The 16,336-nt window shown below is 47.4% G+C and carries 17 protein-coding genes and 1 pseudogene; 6 read left to right on the forward strand and 12 right to left on the reverse strand.

Translation table 11 applies throughout. The annotated features are described in order from the left end of the window. Positions 1-119: 119 nt before the first annotated feature. From LO777_RS16795 to LO777_RS16820, 6 genes are all read right to left on the reverse strand, one after another. On the reverse strand, positions 120-947 hold the full coding sequence (locus LO777_RS16795; RefSeq protein WP_228854996.1) for a nitroreductase family protein: 828 nt from the start codon (positions 945-947) through the stop codon (positions 120-122). Between the two features lie 80 nt (positions 948-1,027). Then, positions 1,028-1,840 carry an enoyl-ACP reductase FabI gene (locus LO777_RS16800; protein WP_228854997.1) on the reverse strand — a complete coding sequence of 271 codons (813 nt, stop codon included), beginning with the start codon at positions 1,838-1,840 and terminating at the stop codon, positions 1,028-1,030. A gap of 119 nt (positions 1,841-1,959) precedes the next feature. Then, entirely contained in the window at positions 1,960-2,865 is a 906-nt protein-coding gene (locus LO777_RS16805) for a 1,4-dihydroxy-2-naphthoate polyprenyltransferase (RefSeq protein WP_228854998.1), read from the reverse strand. Positions 2,866-3,005: 140 nt separating this feature from the next. Continuing rightward, positions 3,006-3,761 (reverse strand): ABC transporter permease, encoded by a 756-nt coding sequence (locus LO777_RS16810; RefSeq protein ID WP_228854999.1) that lies wholly within the window; start codon positions 3,759-3,761, stop codon positions 3,006-3,008. Beyond that, on the reverse strand, positions 3,758-4,570 hold the full coding sequence (locus LO777_RS16815; protein WP_228855000.1) for an ABC transporter ATP-binding protein: 813 nt from the start codon (positions 4,568-4,570) through the stop codon (positions 3,758-3,760). The genes LO777_RS16810 and LO777_RS16815 overlap by 4 nt, the downstream gene beginning before the upstream one ends. Positions 4,571-4,582: 12 nt before the next feature. After that, positions 4,583-5,440 (reverse strand): ABC transporter substrate-binding protein, encoded by an 858-nt coding sequence (locus LO777_RS16820; RefSeq protein WP_228855001.1) that lies wholly within the window; start codon positions 5,438-5,440, stop codon positions 4,583-4,585. A gap of 433 nt (positions 5,441-5,873) precedes the next feature. Here LO777_RS16820 and LO777_RS16825 point away from each other — a divergent pair, with 433 nt between their 5' ends. Then, complete coding sequence (locus LO777_RS16825; protein ID WP_228855002.1) at positions 5,874-7,523, forward strand: hydantoinase/oxoprolinase family protein; 1,650 nt, start codon at positions 5,874-5,876, stop codon at positions 7,521-7,523. Here the strand turns inward: LO777_RS16825 and proC are convergent. From proC to LO777_RS16840, 3 genes are read right to left on the reverse strand one after another with little or no spacing between them, the layout of a single operon-like run. Next, on the reverse strand, positions 7,498-8,343 hold the full coding sequence (proC, locus tag LO777_RS16830) for a pyrroline-5-carboxylate reductase (RefSeq protein WP_228855003.1): 846 nt from the start codon (positions 8,341-8,343) through the stop codon (positions 7,498-7,500). The genes LO777_RS16825 and proC overlap by 26 nt on opposite strands. A gap of 48 nt (positions 8,344-8,391) precedes the next feature. Next, positions 8,392-9,540 (reverse strand): glycosyltransferase family 10 domain-containing protein, encoded by a 1,149-nt coding sequence (locus LO777_RS16835; protein ID WP_228855004.1) that lies wholly within the window; start codon positions 9,538-9,540, stop codon positions 8,392-8,394. 5 nt (positions 9,541-9,545) lie between these two features. Next, positions 9,546-9,689 (reverse strand): hypothetical protein, encoded by a 144-nt coding sequence (locus tag LO777_RS16840; protein WP_228855005.1) that lies wholly within the window; start codon positions 9,687-9,689, stop codon positions 9,546-9,548. Between the two features lie 162 nt (positions 9,690-9,851). Here LO777_RS16840 and LO777_RS16845 point away from each other — a divergent pair, with 162 nt between their 5' ends. Then, the gene (locus tag LO777_RS16845) at positions 9,852-10,055 is read left to right on the forward strand and encodes a hypothetical protein (protein ID WP_228855006.1); all 204 of its coding nucleotides are present in this window, start codon (positions 9,852-9,854) and stop codon (positions 10,053-10,055) included. Then, positions 10,031-11,626, forward strand: a complete 1,596-nt coding sequence (locus LO777_RS16850; RefSeq protein WP_228855007.1) for an SLC13 family permease — start codon at positions 10,031-10,033, stop codon at positions 11,624-11,626. The genes LO777_RS16845 and LO777_RS16850 overlap by 25 nt, the downstream gene beginning before the upstream one ends. 144 nt (positions 11,627-11,770) lie before the next feature. On the opposite strand, the gene LO777_RS16855 is transcribed toward LO777_RS16850, so the two are convergent. Beyond that, positions 11,771-12,418 (reverse strand): DUF2959 domain-containing protein, encoded by a 648-nt coding sequence (locus LO777_RS16855; protein ID WP_228855008.1) that lies wholly within the window; start codon positions 12,416-12,418, stop codon positions 11,771-11,773. Between the two features lie 223 nt (positions 12,419-12,641). Here LO777_RS16855 and ybaK point away from each other — a divergent pair, with 223 nt between their 5' ends. The 3 genes from ybaK to LO777_RS16870 all read left to right on the forward strand — a co-directional run bounded on the left by ybaK (position 12,642) and on the right by LO777_RS16870 (position 14,983). Further along, positions 12,642-13,109 (forward strand): Cys-tRNA(Pro) deacylase, encoded by a 468-nt coding sequence (gene ybaK / locus LO777_RS16860; RefSeq protein WP_228855009.1) that lies wholly within the window; start codon positions 12,642-12,644, stop codon positions 13,107-13,109. A 197-nt stretch (positions 13,110-13,306) separates the two neighbouring features. Beyond that, positions 13,307-14,260, forward strand: a complete 954-nt coding sequence (locus LO777_RS16865) for an HDOD domain-containing protein (protein ID WP_228855010.1) — start codon at positions 13,307-13,309, stop codon at positions 14,258-14,260. Next, positions 14,261-14,983 (forward strand): HPP family protein, encoded by a 723-nt coding sequence (locus LO777_RS16870; RefSeq protein WP_228855011.1) that lies wholly within the window; start codon positions 14,261-14,263, stop codon positions 14,981-14,983. An 87-nt stretch (positions 14,984-15,070) separates the two neighbouring features. Here the strand turns inward: LO777_RS16870 and LO777_RS16875 are convergent, their stop codons facing one another. Both LO777_RS16875 and LO777_RS16880 read right to left on the reverse strand, forming a co-directional pair. After that, positions 15,071-15,391, reverse strand: a complete 321-nt coding sequence (locus LO777_RS16875) for a peptidoglycan-binding domain-containing protein (protein ID WP_407929164.1) — start codon at positions 15,389-15,391, stop codon at positions 15,071-15,073. After that, positions 15,374-16,335: pseudogene (locus tag LO777_RS16880) on the reverse strand (lytic murein transglycosylase); the annotation flags it as partial. The pseudogene LO777_RS16880 and the gene LO777_RS16875, both read right to left, overlap by 18 nt. Position 16,336: the final 1 nt, after the last annotated feature.

The raw sequence follows: 16,336 nt of genomic DNA on the forward strand, positions 1-16,336 counted from the left end.
AATCCCACAACCCGCGGGCATTCTGCCACTGTCGGGATTTCCATTGCTCTGTTGTACCCAAAGGGCATAAATACCCAAAGGGCATGAATGGCTAAGCCATTGGATCCGGCCATGCCGGTTTATTTTTCAATACGAACATAGTTCGGTTTTCCACGATTGACAGTTCGATCATACCGAACAGCAGGCATACCAAATCCCATGACATATCCAATCTGGTAATCGTCTGGAATCTGCAGTCGTCTGCGCAGGGCAGGAACCAGTTCCGTGATGGTCAACATGGCAAGACCGTTCCAGATGGTTCCCACGCCTCGACTCTGGGCATACAGTTCAAAAGTCGTCAAACTGATAATGGCATCATGCAGGGGAGCCGCACTCTCTTTATGGGCTGAAACGACCAGGAGATGAGGGGCACCGCGAAAGAGAATATCCACTCCATTCTGTTTCCACGCCTCCATGATATCAGAAAACATTTCCATGCCTTCTGGCAGCCTGTCTTCGTTGATCAGCTTTTCAAGACCGGAAAAAGCTTCCTTTCGTATACTGTCCAATACATCCTTGTCATCCACCAGGCTGAACAACAGACGCCTGTCATTGTGACCACTGGGACCATGCCAGGCCACCTCGAGAAGCTTCTCAATCTCGGCAGGGTCCATGTTCTCGTCCTGATAGTTCCTGAAAGATCGTCGACCCTTGATGAGTACCTCCATTTTTTCGGGATCTGGAAGATTTTTTCGCAGCTCCAGGACATCCTGAACAGTTGCACCGAGAAGAGACAGGGCTCCCTCACTGCATATGGCAAAACAGTGCAGACAATGTATACAATACTGCTCCATATCCTCCGGAATGATCGGTAGACCACCGTCCATTGCTATAATTGTGGCCGGACAATCACTTGCACACTGTCCACACCCTATACACAGATCCTCATCAATCTTGAAATCCAGCATTCTTTCTCCTGATTGTTCATATTTTACAATTGTTATTCAGATTGTCCATAAAACTCAGCCAATCTGAAATGTTCCTGTATTCAACTCACCGCTTTCGTAATTATATCCTTATCGAAGTAATTTACCTCCATTCCTGCGTCGACAACAATCGTCTGGCAGTTTATTCCAGATGATCGATCCGACAGTAGAAAGGCCGCCGTATTCGCCGCTTCCTGAGTGGTCAGTGCCTTTTTTCTCAAAATGGCCTTCTCGGCAAAAAGATAACTGTCCACATACCCCGGAATACCGGCCGATGCTGATGTTTTCAACAGACCTGCTGCAACCGCATTGAACCGAATATTGGAAAAATCGGAAAAGCTTTTTGCCAGGAAACAGAGAGAAGAATTCAAGGCCGCTTTCACCGGGCCCATGTAGCCATAATTTTCCGCTGCCATTCTTGTGGTGGAGATGGTAATTGTCACAAAAGAACCGTCCCTGGCGATCAAATCCTTAAAATGGTTGGCAATGGCAATAAATGAAAAACAGGAAATATCAATTGCCTGGAGAAAGTCGGCTTTGATCGTTTCATGAAACGGTTTCATTCCTTCTGAATAATTGGCAAAGGCAATTGAATGAACAATACCGGCCACCCGGCCACCGTTCTCAGCATCAATACAGCTGGCAATTTCATCCCTGACCCGGACTATGTTTTCCTCATTCTCCACATCGCAGGTATAAATCCGGCTGTCAGGAAACAGCTTCTGGGCCGTTTTTTTTCTCTCCTCTGAACGAACCACATGGATGAGTTCAGCCCCTTCCGCCAGCAGGGTCTTTCCAATTACTGCAGCCACCGATTTTTTATTGGCCAGACCGAAAACAATAAATTTTTTTTTATCTATGTTCAGAAAATTCATTTTTCTAAGAAATTATGTGATGTTAATTACCACCCGGACCCTGCGATTGGCAGGCCAGGAAGATTCAAGTACAATTGTGCAGGCTGGATTCAGCTACCAATAGAGCCAGATATATCAAATCATGTACCTGTCCATATTATTCCCACAGCAAAAAGCAGACTGAAAACCAGGGAAAACTTCGCCGTCTTCGCCAGTGTCTCATTCAGATCCCTGCCCTCATTTTCACGAATTTCGCGGATAAGTTTCCACCCGTGGGGGAGTGTCAGCCACGGGAGAAAAATCATCGCCGAAACCGTACTGTTGCCCGCGACCATCATAATTGAAACACTGTAACTGGCCCCAATCAAAACAATATACAGAACAATTGTTGCCCGTTTTCCAAGAATCACTGCCAAAGTATTTTTTCCCGCCTTCCGGTCAGTTTCCCGATCCCGAAGGTTATTTACAACCATTATTGCACTTATCAAAAGACCGGGTGGAATAGCAGCAGTAACTATAAATAGATTCAACTGGCCGGTCTGGATAAAGTATGTACCACAGACAGCTACAAGACCAAAAAAAATAAAGACAAAAATCTCCCCAAGACCGTGACTGGCAAGGGGGAAAGGACCACCACTGTACGCAAGAGCTGAAAGAATTGAAGCAACACCGATAAACAGGACAACGACTCCACCACTGTTCACCAGACAGGCGAAAAACAATGTAGTCAGCACCAGGGACCAGATTATGGCCCGTTTGACGGATTCCGGCGGAATAAGACCGCTCTGGGTTACCCGGACAGGTCCCAAACGCTCACCGGAATCAATTTTGTTTTTTGCGTCAAAGTAATCGTTGGCAAAATTCACCGCGACCTGAAGAGTAACCGCGCAGGCCAGGCAAATCAGTGCTGTGAAAGGCCTGAACCCTCCGTCCCGAAAAGCTGCAGCAGAACCCACTATCACCGGGGCCAGAGCCGCCGGCAGGGTTTTAGGTCTGGCTGCCTGAATCCACAGGGAAAATTTTGACTGTATATGCTGTTTAGCCATTCTCAAAACCCAATTGCAGGATTTAGTGCCTTACTCCTGAATTTCTGTCATAAAAAACAAGAAACCGGGGAAGGTGTTTTGAAATTAAATGGTTAGGTTTATTTCCAAGGCACTTATACCCCCTTGTGGGGTGTTAGAAACTATTCAATAAACATGTGCCTGCTCACTTTCAGCTCAATGGAATAAATGCCGAAATAAAGCAGAACACCAAGCACTCCCATCCCCATGATCCCCGTATACATCTCAGGATAGAGAAGAACCTGATAGGTTTCGATGACGATGTAATACCCAAGACCGTAACTGGTCAACGACTGTTCTGCGATAAAGAGCACAGCGACAGCTGTGCCCACCGAAACCCTTAGCGCTGTGAGTACCGCTGGAATAGAGGCGGGAAGATATACATATCTGAATAAGGCACGCCTCCCTGCACCAAGGGATTTTACGGAAAGAATCAGTTCCTTTTTCAACCCTGCCGCCTCATCACGAACCACAACCAGAATCTGGAAAAAAATAATTATGGCAATGAGCGTTATCTTTGAGAGATCGGTAATTCCCATCAGGACATAGATCACCGGCAGAAAAATAATTTTGGGAATGGGATAGATAAGTGCAATAAGAGGCCCCACCACCCGGTCAACCTTAGGCATCTGTCCCAAAGCAAGGCCAAGTGGTGCCGCAAGCAGGGTGGCAATCAAAATGGCTGCCAGTACCCTGGCCGCCGACGCCAGAAAATGCAGCCCCAGATCCCCGGTGATGATATTCCGGAAAAAAAGAGGCACAACCTCCACGGGAGAAGGAAGAATGGGACGGTTGACAATCAGGGAAAAAATCTGCCACAGTCCAAAAAACATGACCAGTCCGGCAAAACTGCTCACCAGTGTTGCCCTTCTTTTCATTGCGCTCCACTCATGTCGTTGAAAACACCCTGTTTGTTTGAAACAAGAATATCTTTCAGCTCCTCACAGCGTTGAATAAATTCGGGATTTTTTCTGCTGTCCAGCATTCCCGAAAGATGATTTACAATAACGACCGGCTCCCTGTTGCATCGGTTACCAAGAACCAGGATCTTTTCCCCGAGAACAACTGCTTCTTCAATATCATGGGTCACCGTCAATGAGGTCAATCCAGACTCCCGATGAAAACCATTCATCACCCACTGCAGCTCTTCACGTATGGGAGCATCAAGAGCTGAAAAAGGTTCATCCATCAGAAGCAGGTCAGGCTGAAGAACCAGAGTTCGGGCAATAGCCGCCCGCTGTCGCTGCCCTCTGGACAACTGGGAGGGAAACATCGATTTCAAGTGATCAATACCCAACCAGCTAAGCCAGTGCTCAACCCGTTCCTGCTCTTCCTTTTCATCCGGCCGAAGATCAGAGGGACTGTGTTTTCCGTCTGGTCCATAAAACTTTCTTATCTCAAGACCAAGTCTGCAGTTTTTTTCCACTGTTGCCCAGGGAAGCAGACCATGATCCTGAAGTACCAGCCCGGTGGACGGACGAGGTCGCTCTATTGATTTACCATCGATAAGAATCTTTCCAGTCGTCGGATGATTCAACCCTGCAATAAGAAAAAGCAGGGTTGTTTTGCCGCAGCCGGACGGACCGATAATTGTCCAGGATTCCCCCCGTTTCACATGGAATGAAAAATCACAGAACAGGTTTGTTCCATCTCCATATTGAAAACTGAGGTCGCTGATACTGATCATTGGAATCAGGGATTATTCCGGGAGAAAATCGAGAGTGATGGAATCCTCATACTTTAGTGCTCCCTTCAACAGTTTTTTCTCCACCATCCAGTTCATGACATCTTCCCACTGCCCAGGAGTGGGAAGAGCTTTCACAGGAAAAGGCGGGATAGCAAAACTCTTCTGCACATTTCCGGGTACTCTTATTTTTTTTAACATCAGCGCCCTGTATTTTTGCGGATCAGCATTCAACTCGGTAACTGCCCTGTCCCAGGCAACCATGAATTTTTTCACAGTCTCTTTTTTTTCTTCAAGACTGGCAGTTGAAAAACTAATGACACTGCAACTGACGTCTCCAAGACTTGTATCATTGACTATTTCAACAGCTCCCGCGGCCAGAGCACTGGTTCCCAGGGGATCAGGCAGGGTGGCGGCCTTTATCTGACCGGAAAGAAGAAGCTGCAGACGTTCAGGCAGTACCGGTACGGATTTATAGACTCTATTTTTCTTCCCGACACCTCCGGCAGCAAGAAGGCGATCACTGATATATTCAATTACCGTGTTTTTTGAAATACCGATCGGGACACCAGCCAGCTCGGTAACACCTTTAATCCCACTTCCCGGTGCTCCAAGAACCCTGAAAAGAGGGGCATCACCAAGGGGAGATCTGGCAATTCCAACAATTTTGACCATGTTTTTCTTCCGGTTGAACATGGCCGCACCGGAAATTTCGTTGATCATGCCATCAATTCTTCCCGCCTGCATCAACTGATCCCTCTCAAGAGCGCTTCCCACGGCAAGCGTTTCCACTACAATACCAAGATCTTTGAAATAATTATTTTCCTCAGCGACAAAGACGGGTAAAACATCCGGAATTGGCAGCAATGCCATACGCAGCTGTTTTCCTCCACCACTGCCCTGTGCTGATACGGTTAACACCAGAAAAACCAACAACCAAATTGAAAATAAAAGAAATTTTTTCATCACTCCAGCCATCCAGCAAAATTGAGTTTGTGTTTATGTACTGTGTTTCCCCTGTTCGAAAAATCGTCCCAGGGCAAAACCACAGCATCATTTTTTCGGTTCAGCAGTCTTTAGATAGCATAAATCCACCCACTTTTACAGCCCATTCAGAAAACCTGCCACTTTGCCATGGTATTTCCGGGAAGCATGCTGTATAAAATCTATGACAAATTACTTTTAAAAGATTCTAACATATTGAAAGTTCATTACAAATTTTTCCTGTTGAATTTAAAACTCAAGTCTGCCGGAAAGAGAGCGAAAGAATTGACAACCCTTCAAATCGTATCGCGATAATTACTTTATGGAAACCTATATAATCGGCATAGACACTGGCGGAACATACACTGATGGTGTTCTCATTGAAACCGAAACCGGAAATATTGTCACCGTCGCCAAGAAACCGACAACCCGTTTTCAGCTGTCCTCTGGTGTCAGCGAGGTTTTGAAAACACTCATGAAACAATCCGGCCTCACCCCGGAACAGGTGACACAGGTAGCAGTTTCCTCCACGCTTGCCACCAACAGTGTTGTGGAAAAACGCGGCGCCCGGGTTGCCGTTCTTGTTATCGGTTATGTAAAACATTTCAAACTGCCGGTCAAAGCAGTGCTCTACATCAAGGGGGGACACAATCTCCAGGGCGAGGAGGAAGAACCCCTTGATATTGACTATCTCGTCAGCCTTATCCATGGCCTGAAAAATGAGGTTGACAGTTACGCGGTCTGTTCAGCCATGTCCATTAAAAACCCGGCTCATGAACTTGTTACGGAAAAAGCCATCTCAATGATAGACCCCAAACCCGTTTTCTGCTCCCACCGGGTCAGTAGCCAGGCCGGCATGGAAGAGCGAGCAGCCACTGCCGCTCTGCACGCCAGGTTAATGCCTGTGATGACAGAATTCATGGAAGGAGTCTCAAGCGCACTAACCGAATGCAAACTGACCTGCCCTGTATTAACAGTTGCAGGAAACGGGGCTTTGCTTCCCGCTGAAAAAGCTGTTCTTCAAGCAGGCCTCACAGTGGCCAGCGGTCCTGCATGCAGCGCTGTTTTCGGTGCTCAAGCCGCAGCCCTCAAAGATTGTCTGGTTGTCGATATTGGTGGAACCACGACCGATATCACCATGATAAAAGACGGCTCCCCCACACTTTTAAATGATGGTTGCAATATAGGAGCGTGGAAGACCCATGTTGAAGCAATCGACATGCACACCGGCGGTATAGGAGGTGACAGTTTTGTCCATGTTGGCAAAAAAGGCGATATCACTGTCGGGCCGATTCGCGTGATTCCCCTGGCCATGAAAACAGATGGACCACCGGTTGAAACCTGGCTTGGGTCCGGAGATTCCTGCCAGCTTCTTGTTCGTGGCCCCGGACTGGAAACCGACGAACTGAAACAGCTCATGGGAACAAATGGCTGGACAACTCCCGCTATCATAAGAAAAAAGACCGGAACAGGCAGTATCTCCCTTGAGAAGGTCATTGACAGGCTTATAAGGCAGCAGCAACTGCAGGAGTACGGGTTCACGCCGACAGATGCCCTGCATGTCCTGAACAGGCTTCATATAGGCAACAGGGAAATTGCTGTCCGAAGTGCTGATATCCTCGGAAAAACCGTGGGACTGAGCGGCCGGGAGTTTGCAAAAAAAATCCTGGAAATGACCAGAGATAAAATCGAAACATTGATCATCAAATCTGTCATCCACTCAATTCAGGGCAAATCATTGACCGGATTTCTTGACAAAACCAGGAATCATCCCGTTCTTGGGGTAAGCTTTTCCCTGAAAATCCCCCTGGTGGGTATCGGCGGTTCTGCGCAGTGTTTCCTGCCTGAAATTGCTGAAAAACTGCGAACCACCGTCACCTTTCCGCAATATGGGGAAGTCGGTAACGCTGTCGGGGCAGCCATTCAGGTACAAAAATCACAGACCATCACTGCCCATTCAGAAAATTCTTGACCATTTGCTCACCGAGTTCCATTGACCTGTTTGTGGCCGCCTCCACTGCATCAATAATAGTCGTTCGCAACCCCCCCTGTTCAAGGGTATGAATGCCGGCAATGGACGTTCCCCCCGGCGAGGTAACCCTGTCTTTCAGTTGTCCGGGATGTTCATTTGATTCCAGCAGGAGTTTGGCTGAGCCCATAACAGTCTGGGCAGAGAGAAGCAGGGAATCCCGCCTGGAAAGCCCCATTTTCACCCCGGCATCGGCCATGGCATCAATAATGAGAAAAACATAGGCCGGTCCACTGCCTGAAAGACCGGTGAAAGCATCCATCAATATATTTTCCTGAATAAAGACACTGATACCCACAGAGTCAAAAATGGCCTTGGCTATATCAACGTCACCCTCAAGCACAAACTCCCCGGCAGCTATGGCAGTGGCACTCTCCTTGACAAAAGCGCAGATATTGGGCATAACCCTGATCAATCGTAGCTCTTTTCCCAGCCCCGACGCTATGGCCGCCAGGGGAACACCCGCTGCTATGGAAATCACCAGCTTTGATTTATCAAGGACATTGGCCGTCTCCTTTAAAACCGAGGCAAGAATCTGCGGTTTTGTCGCGTAGATGATAACCTCGGACCGTTCCACAACCTCTACGTTACTGGTGGTTGTGGCAATATTATATTTTTCCCGCATCTCCACCAGGGGTTCTTCACGGATATCTGAGCAGATTATGTTTTCAGGAACTGTTGCCCCTGACAGCACAAGACCGCTGATAAGCGCTTCCCCCATATTACCACTGCCGATGAATCCGATTTTTTTTTCTTTCAGCATAAATTGTATTTCTCCTTTTTCGTCTCCTGAATCCGTCACGAATCCAGATTACAGATTTCTGGCCTTGTTCCGGGATTTAAAGGTGACCCGGTGATACAGTTTTGTTATCGCCTTCTGGGAAAGGCTTCGCACCCCGGCAACCGGGTTTTTTATCCGCATGGTTGAACGATTACGGATCACCTTTCCAGCAGTTTCTGTTTTGATTTCCTCGTTCTTCTTTGAAATCTGCCGATCCAGAATGGCAAAAAGATTCTCTTCTTCCAGTACTCTCCGCCGGGCTTCAATTATATACGGTAACCTGTCTTCGTATTCATTATTATTAATATGACTGCTGATAATCTCTCTGGAACGGTTGTAATCATTGATATCGATCGGAATAAAACTCTCTTTCGGGAAGTAATCCGCCGCATTCGGCGCACCGTGGTAAAACGGCAGAGTATACCCCAAAAAGGCATCCGGCAGTTTTTCCGTCAGATGATGGTTGTATACATGGTTTTCCACTGCAATATGATACTGATAAGGATCAAGAGCCTCTGCCTTATCATCCATGGGATTGACACCATGCCCGAAAATATCCAGTTCAGGTAGATCATCCTTGAGTCGCCAGGTAAAATCAACCCGGGTGGAATGGAGGGTAATATTTCCTTTTCGCTGGGAACAGACTGTTGAAATTGTCTTTGTTTTTTCCGGTGGTTTCATGGCTGCAATCTCATCGTAGGTAATAAACTCTCCGCCCCCGAAAGGCAGACCGTAATGCCATACGAGCCCAGGATGATGATAGATGCAGTCAGGATGCTTCATTGCCCAGGGTTCCTGGAAAGTGAGAATACACCCGAACTGACGAAGATAATCTGACCCAAAAACAGTAATTGTGGACGGCTCCCCGGTTATCAGCATCGTTCTTTCCCGGGAACAGGCCAGCTTTTCTTCCGTCAGAAATCCGTCTTCAGGCAAATCATGATAGACAACCAGCCAGTCATACTCGCGAAAATCCACATCAAAAACAAAACGGCAGTTTTTCCATTGAGGAATCCCTCCTGGAAACTGCCTGAGAAACCCCTCCGGAGAACCTCCCCGTTTCAGTCCTCTGTGCATGAACTTCACGGTAATGAGTCCCTCTTTCCCCGATACGGAAGCAGCAGCTTCGCTCTCTTTTTCGCTTATAGAACCGGAAAATGAAAAAAATTTTTTCGACACCTTTTTTACTCCACTGCAATAGAATAAAAACCTTCCATCTTAGGAAAAATCTGTCTGCCCCCCTCTGCAGGCGTTCCTGCCATGGTTGGAATTTTCATAACTCTGTTATATCCAAACGGCATAAGCGGCCGATCTTTTGATTCGGCCATGCCGGTTTATCCTAGTTTACCCCACCTTCTCCAGCAATACTTTTTTTGATTGAGCAGAAAACTCAGCAATGCCTGGAATTAACGGGGAAACACTGGACATTCCATACAAGACCACTACAATTATAGGAACATTCATCAGAAGATACTCTGAAGGTACACACCATGGATATCTGGATTCTCTCTACAATACTGCTCCTGACTCTTTATCTTCTTATCACTGAAATAATATCCGTGGACCTTACGGCCATCGGTATAATGGTTGTTCTGGTAGTCAGTAGAATACTCACCCCCAGGAAGCTGTGGCGGGTTTTGCAAACCCTGCAGTTATTACTGTCGGTGCAATGTTTGTTGTTTCCAAAGGGATGATCCGTACCGGGGGTGTTGAATTTCTTGGCAGAAAAATCATTCAATTTTCCCGGGGAAATCCGCAACTTGCCCTCTTAATCATCCTGCTTTCCGTTGCCCTGGCTTCCGGGTTTATCAATAACACACCGGTAGTTATCCTCTTTATCCCGGTCATCATGACCATGTGTTGCGAGTTTGGTCTCAGCCCGTCCAAATATCTTATTCCAGTTTCCTATGCCTCCATCCTGGCCGGAACCTGTACACTGATCGGAACTTCAACCAATATCATTATCAGTGACCTCAGTGTCAGTTATGGTTATGACGGTCTGTCGATGTTCGAACTCGGTTTTTTAGGTGTACCCATTGCCATATGCGGTATTGTTTTCATTTTTTTTATGGCCCCCCGGGTTCTGCCTGCCCTTTCCAACCCCATCTGCAGACTGCAGGACAGTGACCACCGTCAGTATCTGGCAGAACTGCGTATCCCCCACACCAGTCCACTCGTGGGAAAATCTCCTGCCGAAATCTTCAAAAAACAGTATCCGGCCCTGCAAGTTGTGGAACTTGTCAGTAAATCCAGGATCTACCACCCGGGCAGGGACAGGATGACAATTAATGGTGGAGATATCCTGCTGGTGAAGGGATCATTAAATGATCTTGTGGAGATCCTCCACCGGGAAAATGTTGAACTGCCCTCTTCCGAAAGCGGTCTTATCCTCGGGGCCCAGAAGGATGCTCCTATCGTTGTTGAACTGATTATTTCCCCCCATTCCTCAGTAAGGGGGCAGCGGCTGGAACGAACAGATCTGGCCCGGGATCCGGATATCAATATTATTGCCGTCAAACGCAGCAATCTCCATATTTCCGAAAAACAAATCCATGATGTCAGATTGCAGACAGGAGATATTCTCCTTATCTGGTGCCAAGACAGCAAACTCGCTTCTCTCCGGTCCGGAACGGATTTTATTGTAATAGAAGATGTCTACGAGGAATTAATCCACAAAAGAAAAGCATGGTGGTCCATAATAAATTTTTTCTGCATGGTGGGCACAGCTACCCTGGGAATTGCAGACATCATGACGTGCTCCCTGACCGCAGCCTTTCTCATGATCATTACCGGCTGCCTGCAGATGCGGGACGGCTACCGGGCCCTGCAGGGGGATGTGCTCATCCTTATCGCCGGCACAATAGCCCTGGGTACCGCCATGCAGAAAACCGGGGCCAGCCAGCTGTATGCTGAGTCTTTCCTGGCCATTTTTTCCGGTTTTTCTCCGACCGTTATCCTGGGAGCCGTCATCCTGCTGACCAGTATCAGTACCCAGCTCTTGAGCAACAACGCAACCGCGGTACTGCTGCTGCCAATCGCCCTTTCAACGGCAGCAGGAATCGGGGTAGATCCCAAACCATTTATCGTCGGTATCTGTTTCGGGGCCAGCGCCTGCTTCGCCACTCCCATGGGGTACCAGACCAACCTGATGGTTTACGGACCTGGAGGGTACAGATTTATGGACTACCTGAAGCTGGGTATCCCGCTGAACGTATTTGTTGTTGCCGCTTCAACCCTGTTCATACCCCTTGTCTGGCCGTTTTAGTGTTTGTGACAGCCCGTGTTTCTGGTTACCCATGGAATGCAACCGACTTGACGATGCACATGTTTTGTAACTGGTCACAGGATTTGTAACTCCGTGTTTTTATCCATATTAAACCTGTAAGTGATCTGGCTGAGTTCCACGCAATCAGGATTTTATTTCGGCAATAAATTTATTTGAAGATTCTATGGCATGGTTCATCTTGCTGATGAGGTTTTCTATCTCACCTTTAAGATTGGCAAATTCACCATGGAGTGAACCAATTGCCTGGGCATTGAGATTGTGCTTCAGAAAAAGAACATTATCTCGGAAAATTGCAAGCACCGGCTCCATACTGGCTTCCGCCTTACGCATACTCCTCAACATTTCCCTGTATTTTTGACGCGTTTTGGTCAACTGTTCCTTGCTTGACCGCCGAAGTTCCCTGCTCTTATAAAGAGCCAGCTCTTCCTCCCATTCATTAAAGAGTGCATCAGCCACATCTTCAATTTTTTCTATCCTGGACGAGACCTTTTCAGCAATATCTTCACTGGCCTCGTATTCGCGGTTGAGATTGTTGTAGGCCTTTTTCAGATCAGTCTCCTTCAGCTTGACCACGGAATCAAACTGCTCCAGGGCCGATTTAAACTGTTCCTGGGCCGCAGCCTGGGTATCCCTTGCGGCCTTTACCCGATCCACCATAATATCCCGCTTATGGATACCCACTTTCTCCATGGCGGCATAATATGGTTTCGAACAACCACCAAGAAAGAGTCCAAAAAGTAAAGGGAGTATTACGATTATAGATTTTTCCATTTTACAGTACTGAGTTTTCATGTTTTCTGTTTTCCCCTGCAGGTTTTAATGAAAAGAATTATAATTTATTAAGAATGTATCATACCCTTATTCTTTTTTTTACGCAAAACCACTTCCTTATAAACCAGCATAGCCGAATTGACTGGCTCAGCGACAAAAAACGAATGAAAACCCGACTGCAGCAAAACAATCTTCAGAAGCGAAGTTTTCAGACAAAAAAACTATGACACCGGCAATTAACCAGGTAAAAAAAGCACAAATCAAATACAGAATTCATAAATACACCCACTCCCCGACCAGCCAATCTTTCGGGGAAGAAGCCGCAGAAAAGCTTGGCATCTCTCCACACCAGGTTTTTAAGACACTGGTTGTCAGCCTGGATAAAAACAAGCTTTGCGTAGCTGTTCTGCCGGTTTCATCCTTGTTAAGCTTTAAAAAAACAGCAAAAGCGGCAAAGTGTAAAAAATGTACCATGGCTGAAAAACCCCTGGTGGAAAAAACAACAGGATATGTGGCCGGTGGAATCAGTCCCCTGGGACAGAAAAAAAAACTGCCTGCATTTATTGACATTTCAGCACGAGAATTCAGTACAATCTATATCAGTGCCGGCCGCAGGGGCCTGGAAATTGAACTGGCTCCCGAAGATCTGGCGATTCTGGCAGAAGCAGACTTTGCCCCCCTCTGCCAATAGCCTGAATTTTATAGACAAAGCCCGGCTTTCGGTATTGAACTCAGCAGGCAGGGAAAAAAGATCATTTTGATTGTAAGAAAAATTTCACACCGACACCCCGAATCGATATAATAAAACATGAACTTACCTTCTCTGCCGTGGGAAGCAGGGATCCAGCGGGCTGAACCCGTCAATCTATTCGTCGAGGGGTACCGACATTGCCACTGAAACTTTTCCAGAAAATTCGAAACCATGCCGCCATTGCAACAGGGAACTTCAACATCCTTTTCAAGGATATAGAAATTACCCCCCTGCCTGCAGCCAGCGCCAGGCTCCTGGAGGAAATCAACAGGACAGAGGTCGATATGGAGCAGATATCCCGTCTCATCAGTGCAATGCCGGAGGTCTCCGCCCAGGTTATCAAAACCGTTAATTCTTCCCTGTTCAGCCTGCGCTCACCTGTCTTATCGATCCAGCATGCCGTGAGTCTGCTGGGTCTTGACCATATCCGTTCAATAACCCTTTCTTTTGCTGCGGTTAACTCCGTTCCCAGACCCCAAAATGCCCTTTTCAACCACCAGGCCTTCTGGAGCGATTCCCTTGTCCGCGCCCTTATCGCCCGTGGCTTTGCCCGTTACCACTGCCCGGAAGAATGTGATGATGCCTTTACAGCCATGCTGATCGCCGATGTGGCACTGCCCATCCTTCTTGGCAGCTGGACGGAATATTATGAACCAGTCGTGCAGAAATGGCTTGAATCCGATGAACGGTTGTCCGAAATAGAGCAGCACCATTTCGGCTGGAACCATGCCCAGGCAGGTGCATGGATCCTCCAGCACTGGAAATTTCCCGAACAACTGATCTGTTTTGTCGGTATCCATAATGCCAATCCTGACTGTATTGAAGAATTACAGCTGGAAAACAGTATTGCCCTGCCACTTATGACAGCATCGATCCTTCCCAGCAGTCTCCACCCGGAAAATGGCAAGACGACTGCTTTTATCAGCGAGGCGGTACAGCGTTTCAATTTAAACGGTGATGAACTGGCTCAGCTTCTCCAGGAGGCCGAACACGGTTTTCTCGAAATCCATGAACTGCTCGGGCTTTGCCATGTAGGAGAACAACCAACCCTGAAAGCGGTGAAAAAAGCACTGACAGACCTGGAGAAATAGATGGAAACACCGGGAAAGACAACCAGAACCCCGCAGGAAAGTACACTTTTTCGTGTTGTCCGGTTTTTCTCCAGATTGCAGCTCCACTACCTGCTGCCCCGTCTTCGTCACCCGGACCGCGTCGTTCGCCTCTTCGTTTTCATTGAGGGATCCCTCGCCCTGGGTGTTATTTCCGCTGCCGCTTATTTCACACAGTTTCCTCTTCTCTTCCCCCCCCTGGGGCCCTCCGCCTTTATCCTTTTCCGGATGCCCATGTCCGCCTCAGCAGCACCGCGCACAGTATTGCTTTCCCATCTGCTCGGCCTGTTTTCAGGGTTCGGAGCACTTGGGGCTGGCTACCTCTTCTTTTCTCCCGGAGCTGTCAATGGAACTGGTACGGTAACAACAAGCTCAATTATCATCCTCTCCCTCGCCATGGGCCTGTCAAGCCTTGCCATGATCTGGATGGAATGCAACCATCCTCCGGCCACAGCCACCGCTCTAATTGTGGCCATGGGAAATATTACCTCCCTGTCCCAGGTCGCAGGATTTATTGTTGCGGTTGTTCTCCTGATCAGTCTGGCTTTTCTTTTTAACCGTATTCTCGGAGGACTCCCCTATTCCTACTGGCGGCACGATCCGGAAATATCAGCCCATTACGGTACACTTGCCGGTATAACCAACCGCAGGCAGGGATACTGGCAACAGCTTACAGAAAAAATGTTCCAGTCAAAACTGCACTGAATACAAATTTATCACCAGTGATCATCAGGAAAAAAGGAAAACCGGCCCTGGATCACCCTTTTCATCTACAGGATACACTGGAGCAAATCAGGATCGCCGTCTTAATTTCTGCAACAGTTCTTTCCCGGGAATACCATCTGCTTTTATACCGGCTTCCACCTGGTATTTTCGGATCGCTTTTCTTGATTCCCTTCCCAGGGAACCGTCAATTTCCCCCGTGTAATACCCCAATTTTTTCAGCCTCTCCTGCAGCTCAATTTTTTCATCAATATCGAGTGCTCCCGGCTTTCTCGGCCAGGATTGAACCATACCGTCACTTCCGGCAAGACGATCCGCAAGGAGGCCGACGGCAAGAGCATAAGCGTCAGCATTATTATACCTTTTTAATACAAAGAAATTTTTCAGCATCAGAAAAGCAGGACCATCAGCTCCTGTGAACAACTTCAGCACTGCTCTGTCTCCGGGACGGGGATATTTTTTCTTTCCGGGACGGACAAACCCAAGTTTTTCCCATTGCGCCAAGGTCTTGGTCTGTTCCTTGAATTGATATCCCCGGAAGGGATTAGTGTTTCATACCCCCATGTTTTTCCCGTTCGCCATCCATTTTTCCGTAACAGTGAGGCTGCGGTGGCAAGAGCATCGGGAATAGAATTCCAGATATCCCGGCGCCCGTTCCCATCCATATCAATACCATAGGCAAGATAACTCGTGGGAATAAACTGGGTATGTCCCATTGCACCAGCCCAGGATCCAAGAAACTGCTCCCGGGAAATATCCCCATCCTGCAGAATCTGCAAGGCGGCGATTAATTGTTTCTCAGCAAAACGTCGCCGTTTTTTATCACTGTAAGCCAGAGTGGCCAGGGCACGTGGTATATAGTGAAGACGATTCTTTTTTTTCAGAACCTCTCCATAGCTCGATTCCATCGACCAGATGGCAAGAATAATTGAGGATTCAACACCGAAACGCTTTTCAACAGTCTCCAGTGTTCCGGCATAGTAACGACCCATCCTCTTTCCTTTTCGTATTGTGAAAGGATTCACTCTTCCATCAATATAGTCCCATATTGCTGTTGTAAACTCAGGTTGATATCGGGCCTTTTCAAGAACAATCGGGTCAATTTCAGTCACCCCGGAGAATGCCTGTTCATAGGTTTTCTTCTTTATCCCACTCATGGAGGCAGTCAGGTAAAATCCGGAAATCCATGACTGAAACCCCGCGTCAGCTTTCACATTTTCAGTAAAAAGTCCTGAAATACACACAAAAACAGCTGTAATAACAATAATTTTTCTAATTAAAACCAAATAATAATTCACAAGCCCCCTCTTCAGTTTTCCACACCACCACTCCATT

Origin of the sequence: Desulfomarina profundi (genome assembly GCF_019703855.1) — a bacterium.
In the GTDB taxonomy this organism is placed as follows: domain Bacteria; phylum Desulfobacterota; class Desulfobulbia; order Desulfobulbales; family Desulfocapsaceae; genus Desulfomarina; species Desulfomarina profundi.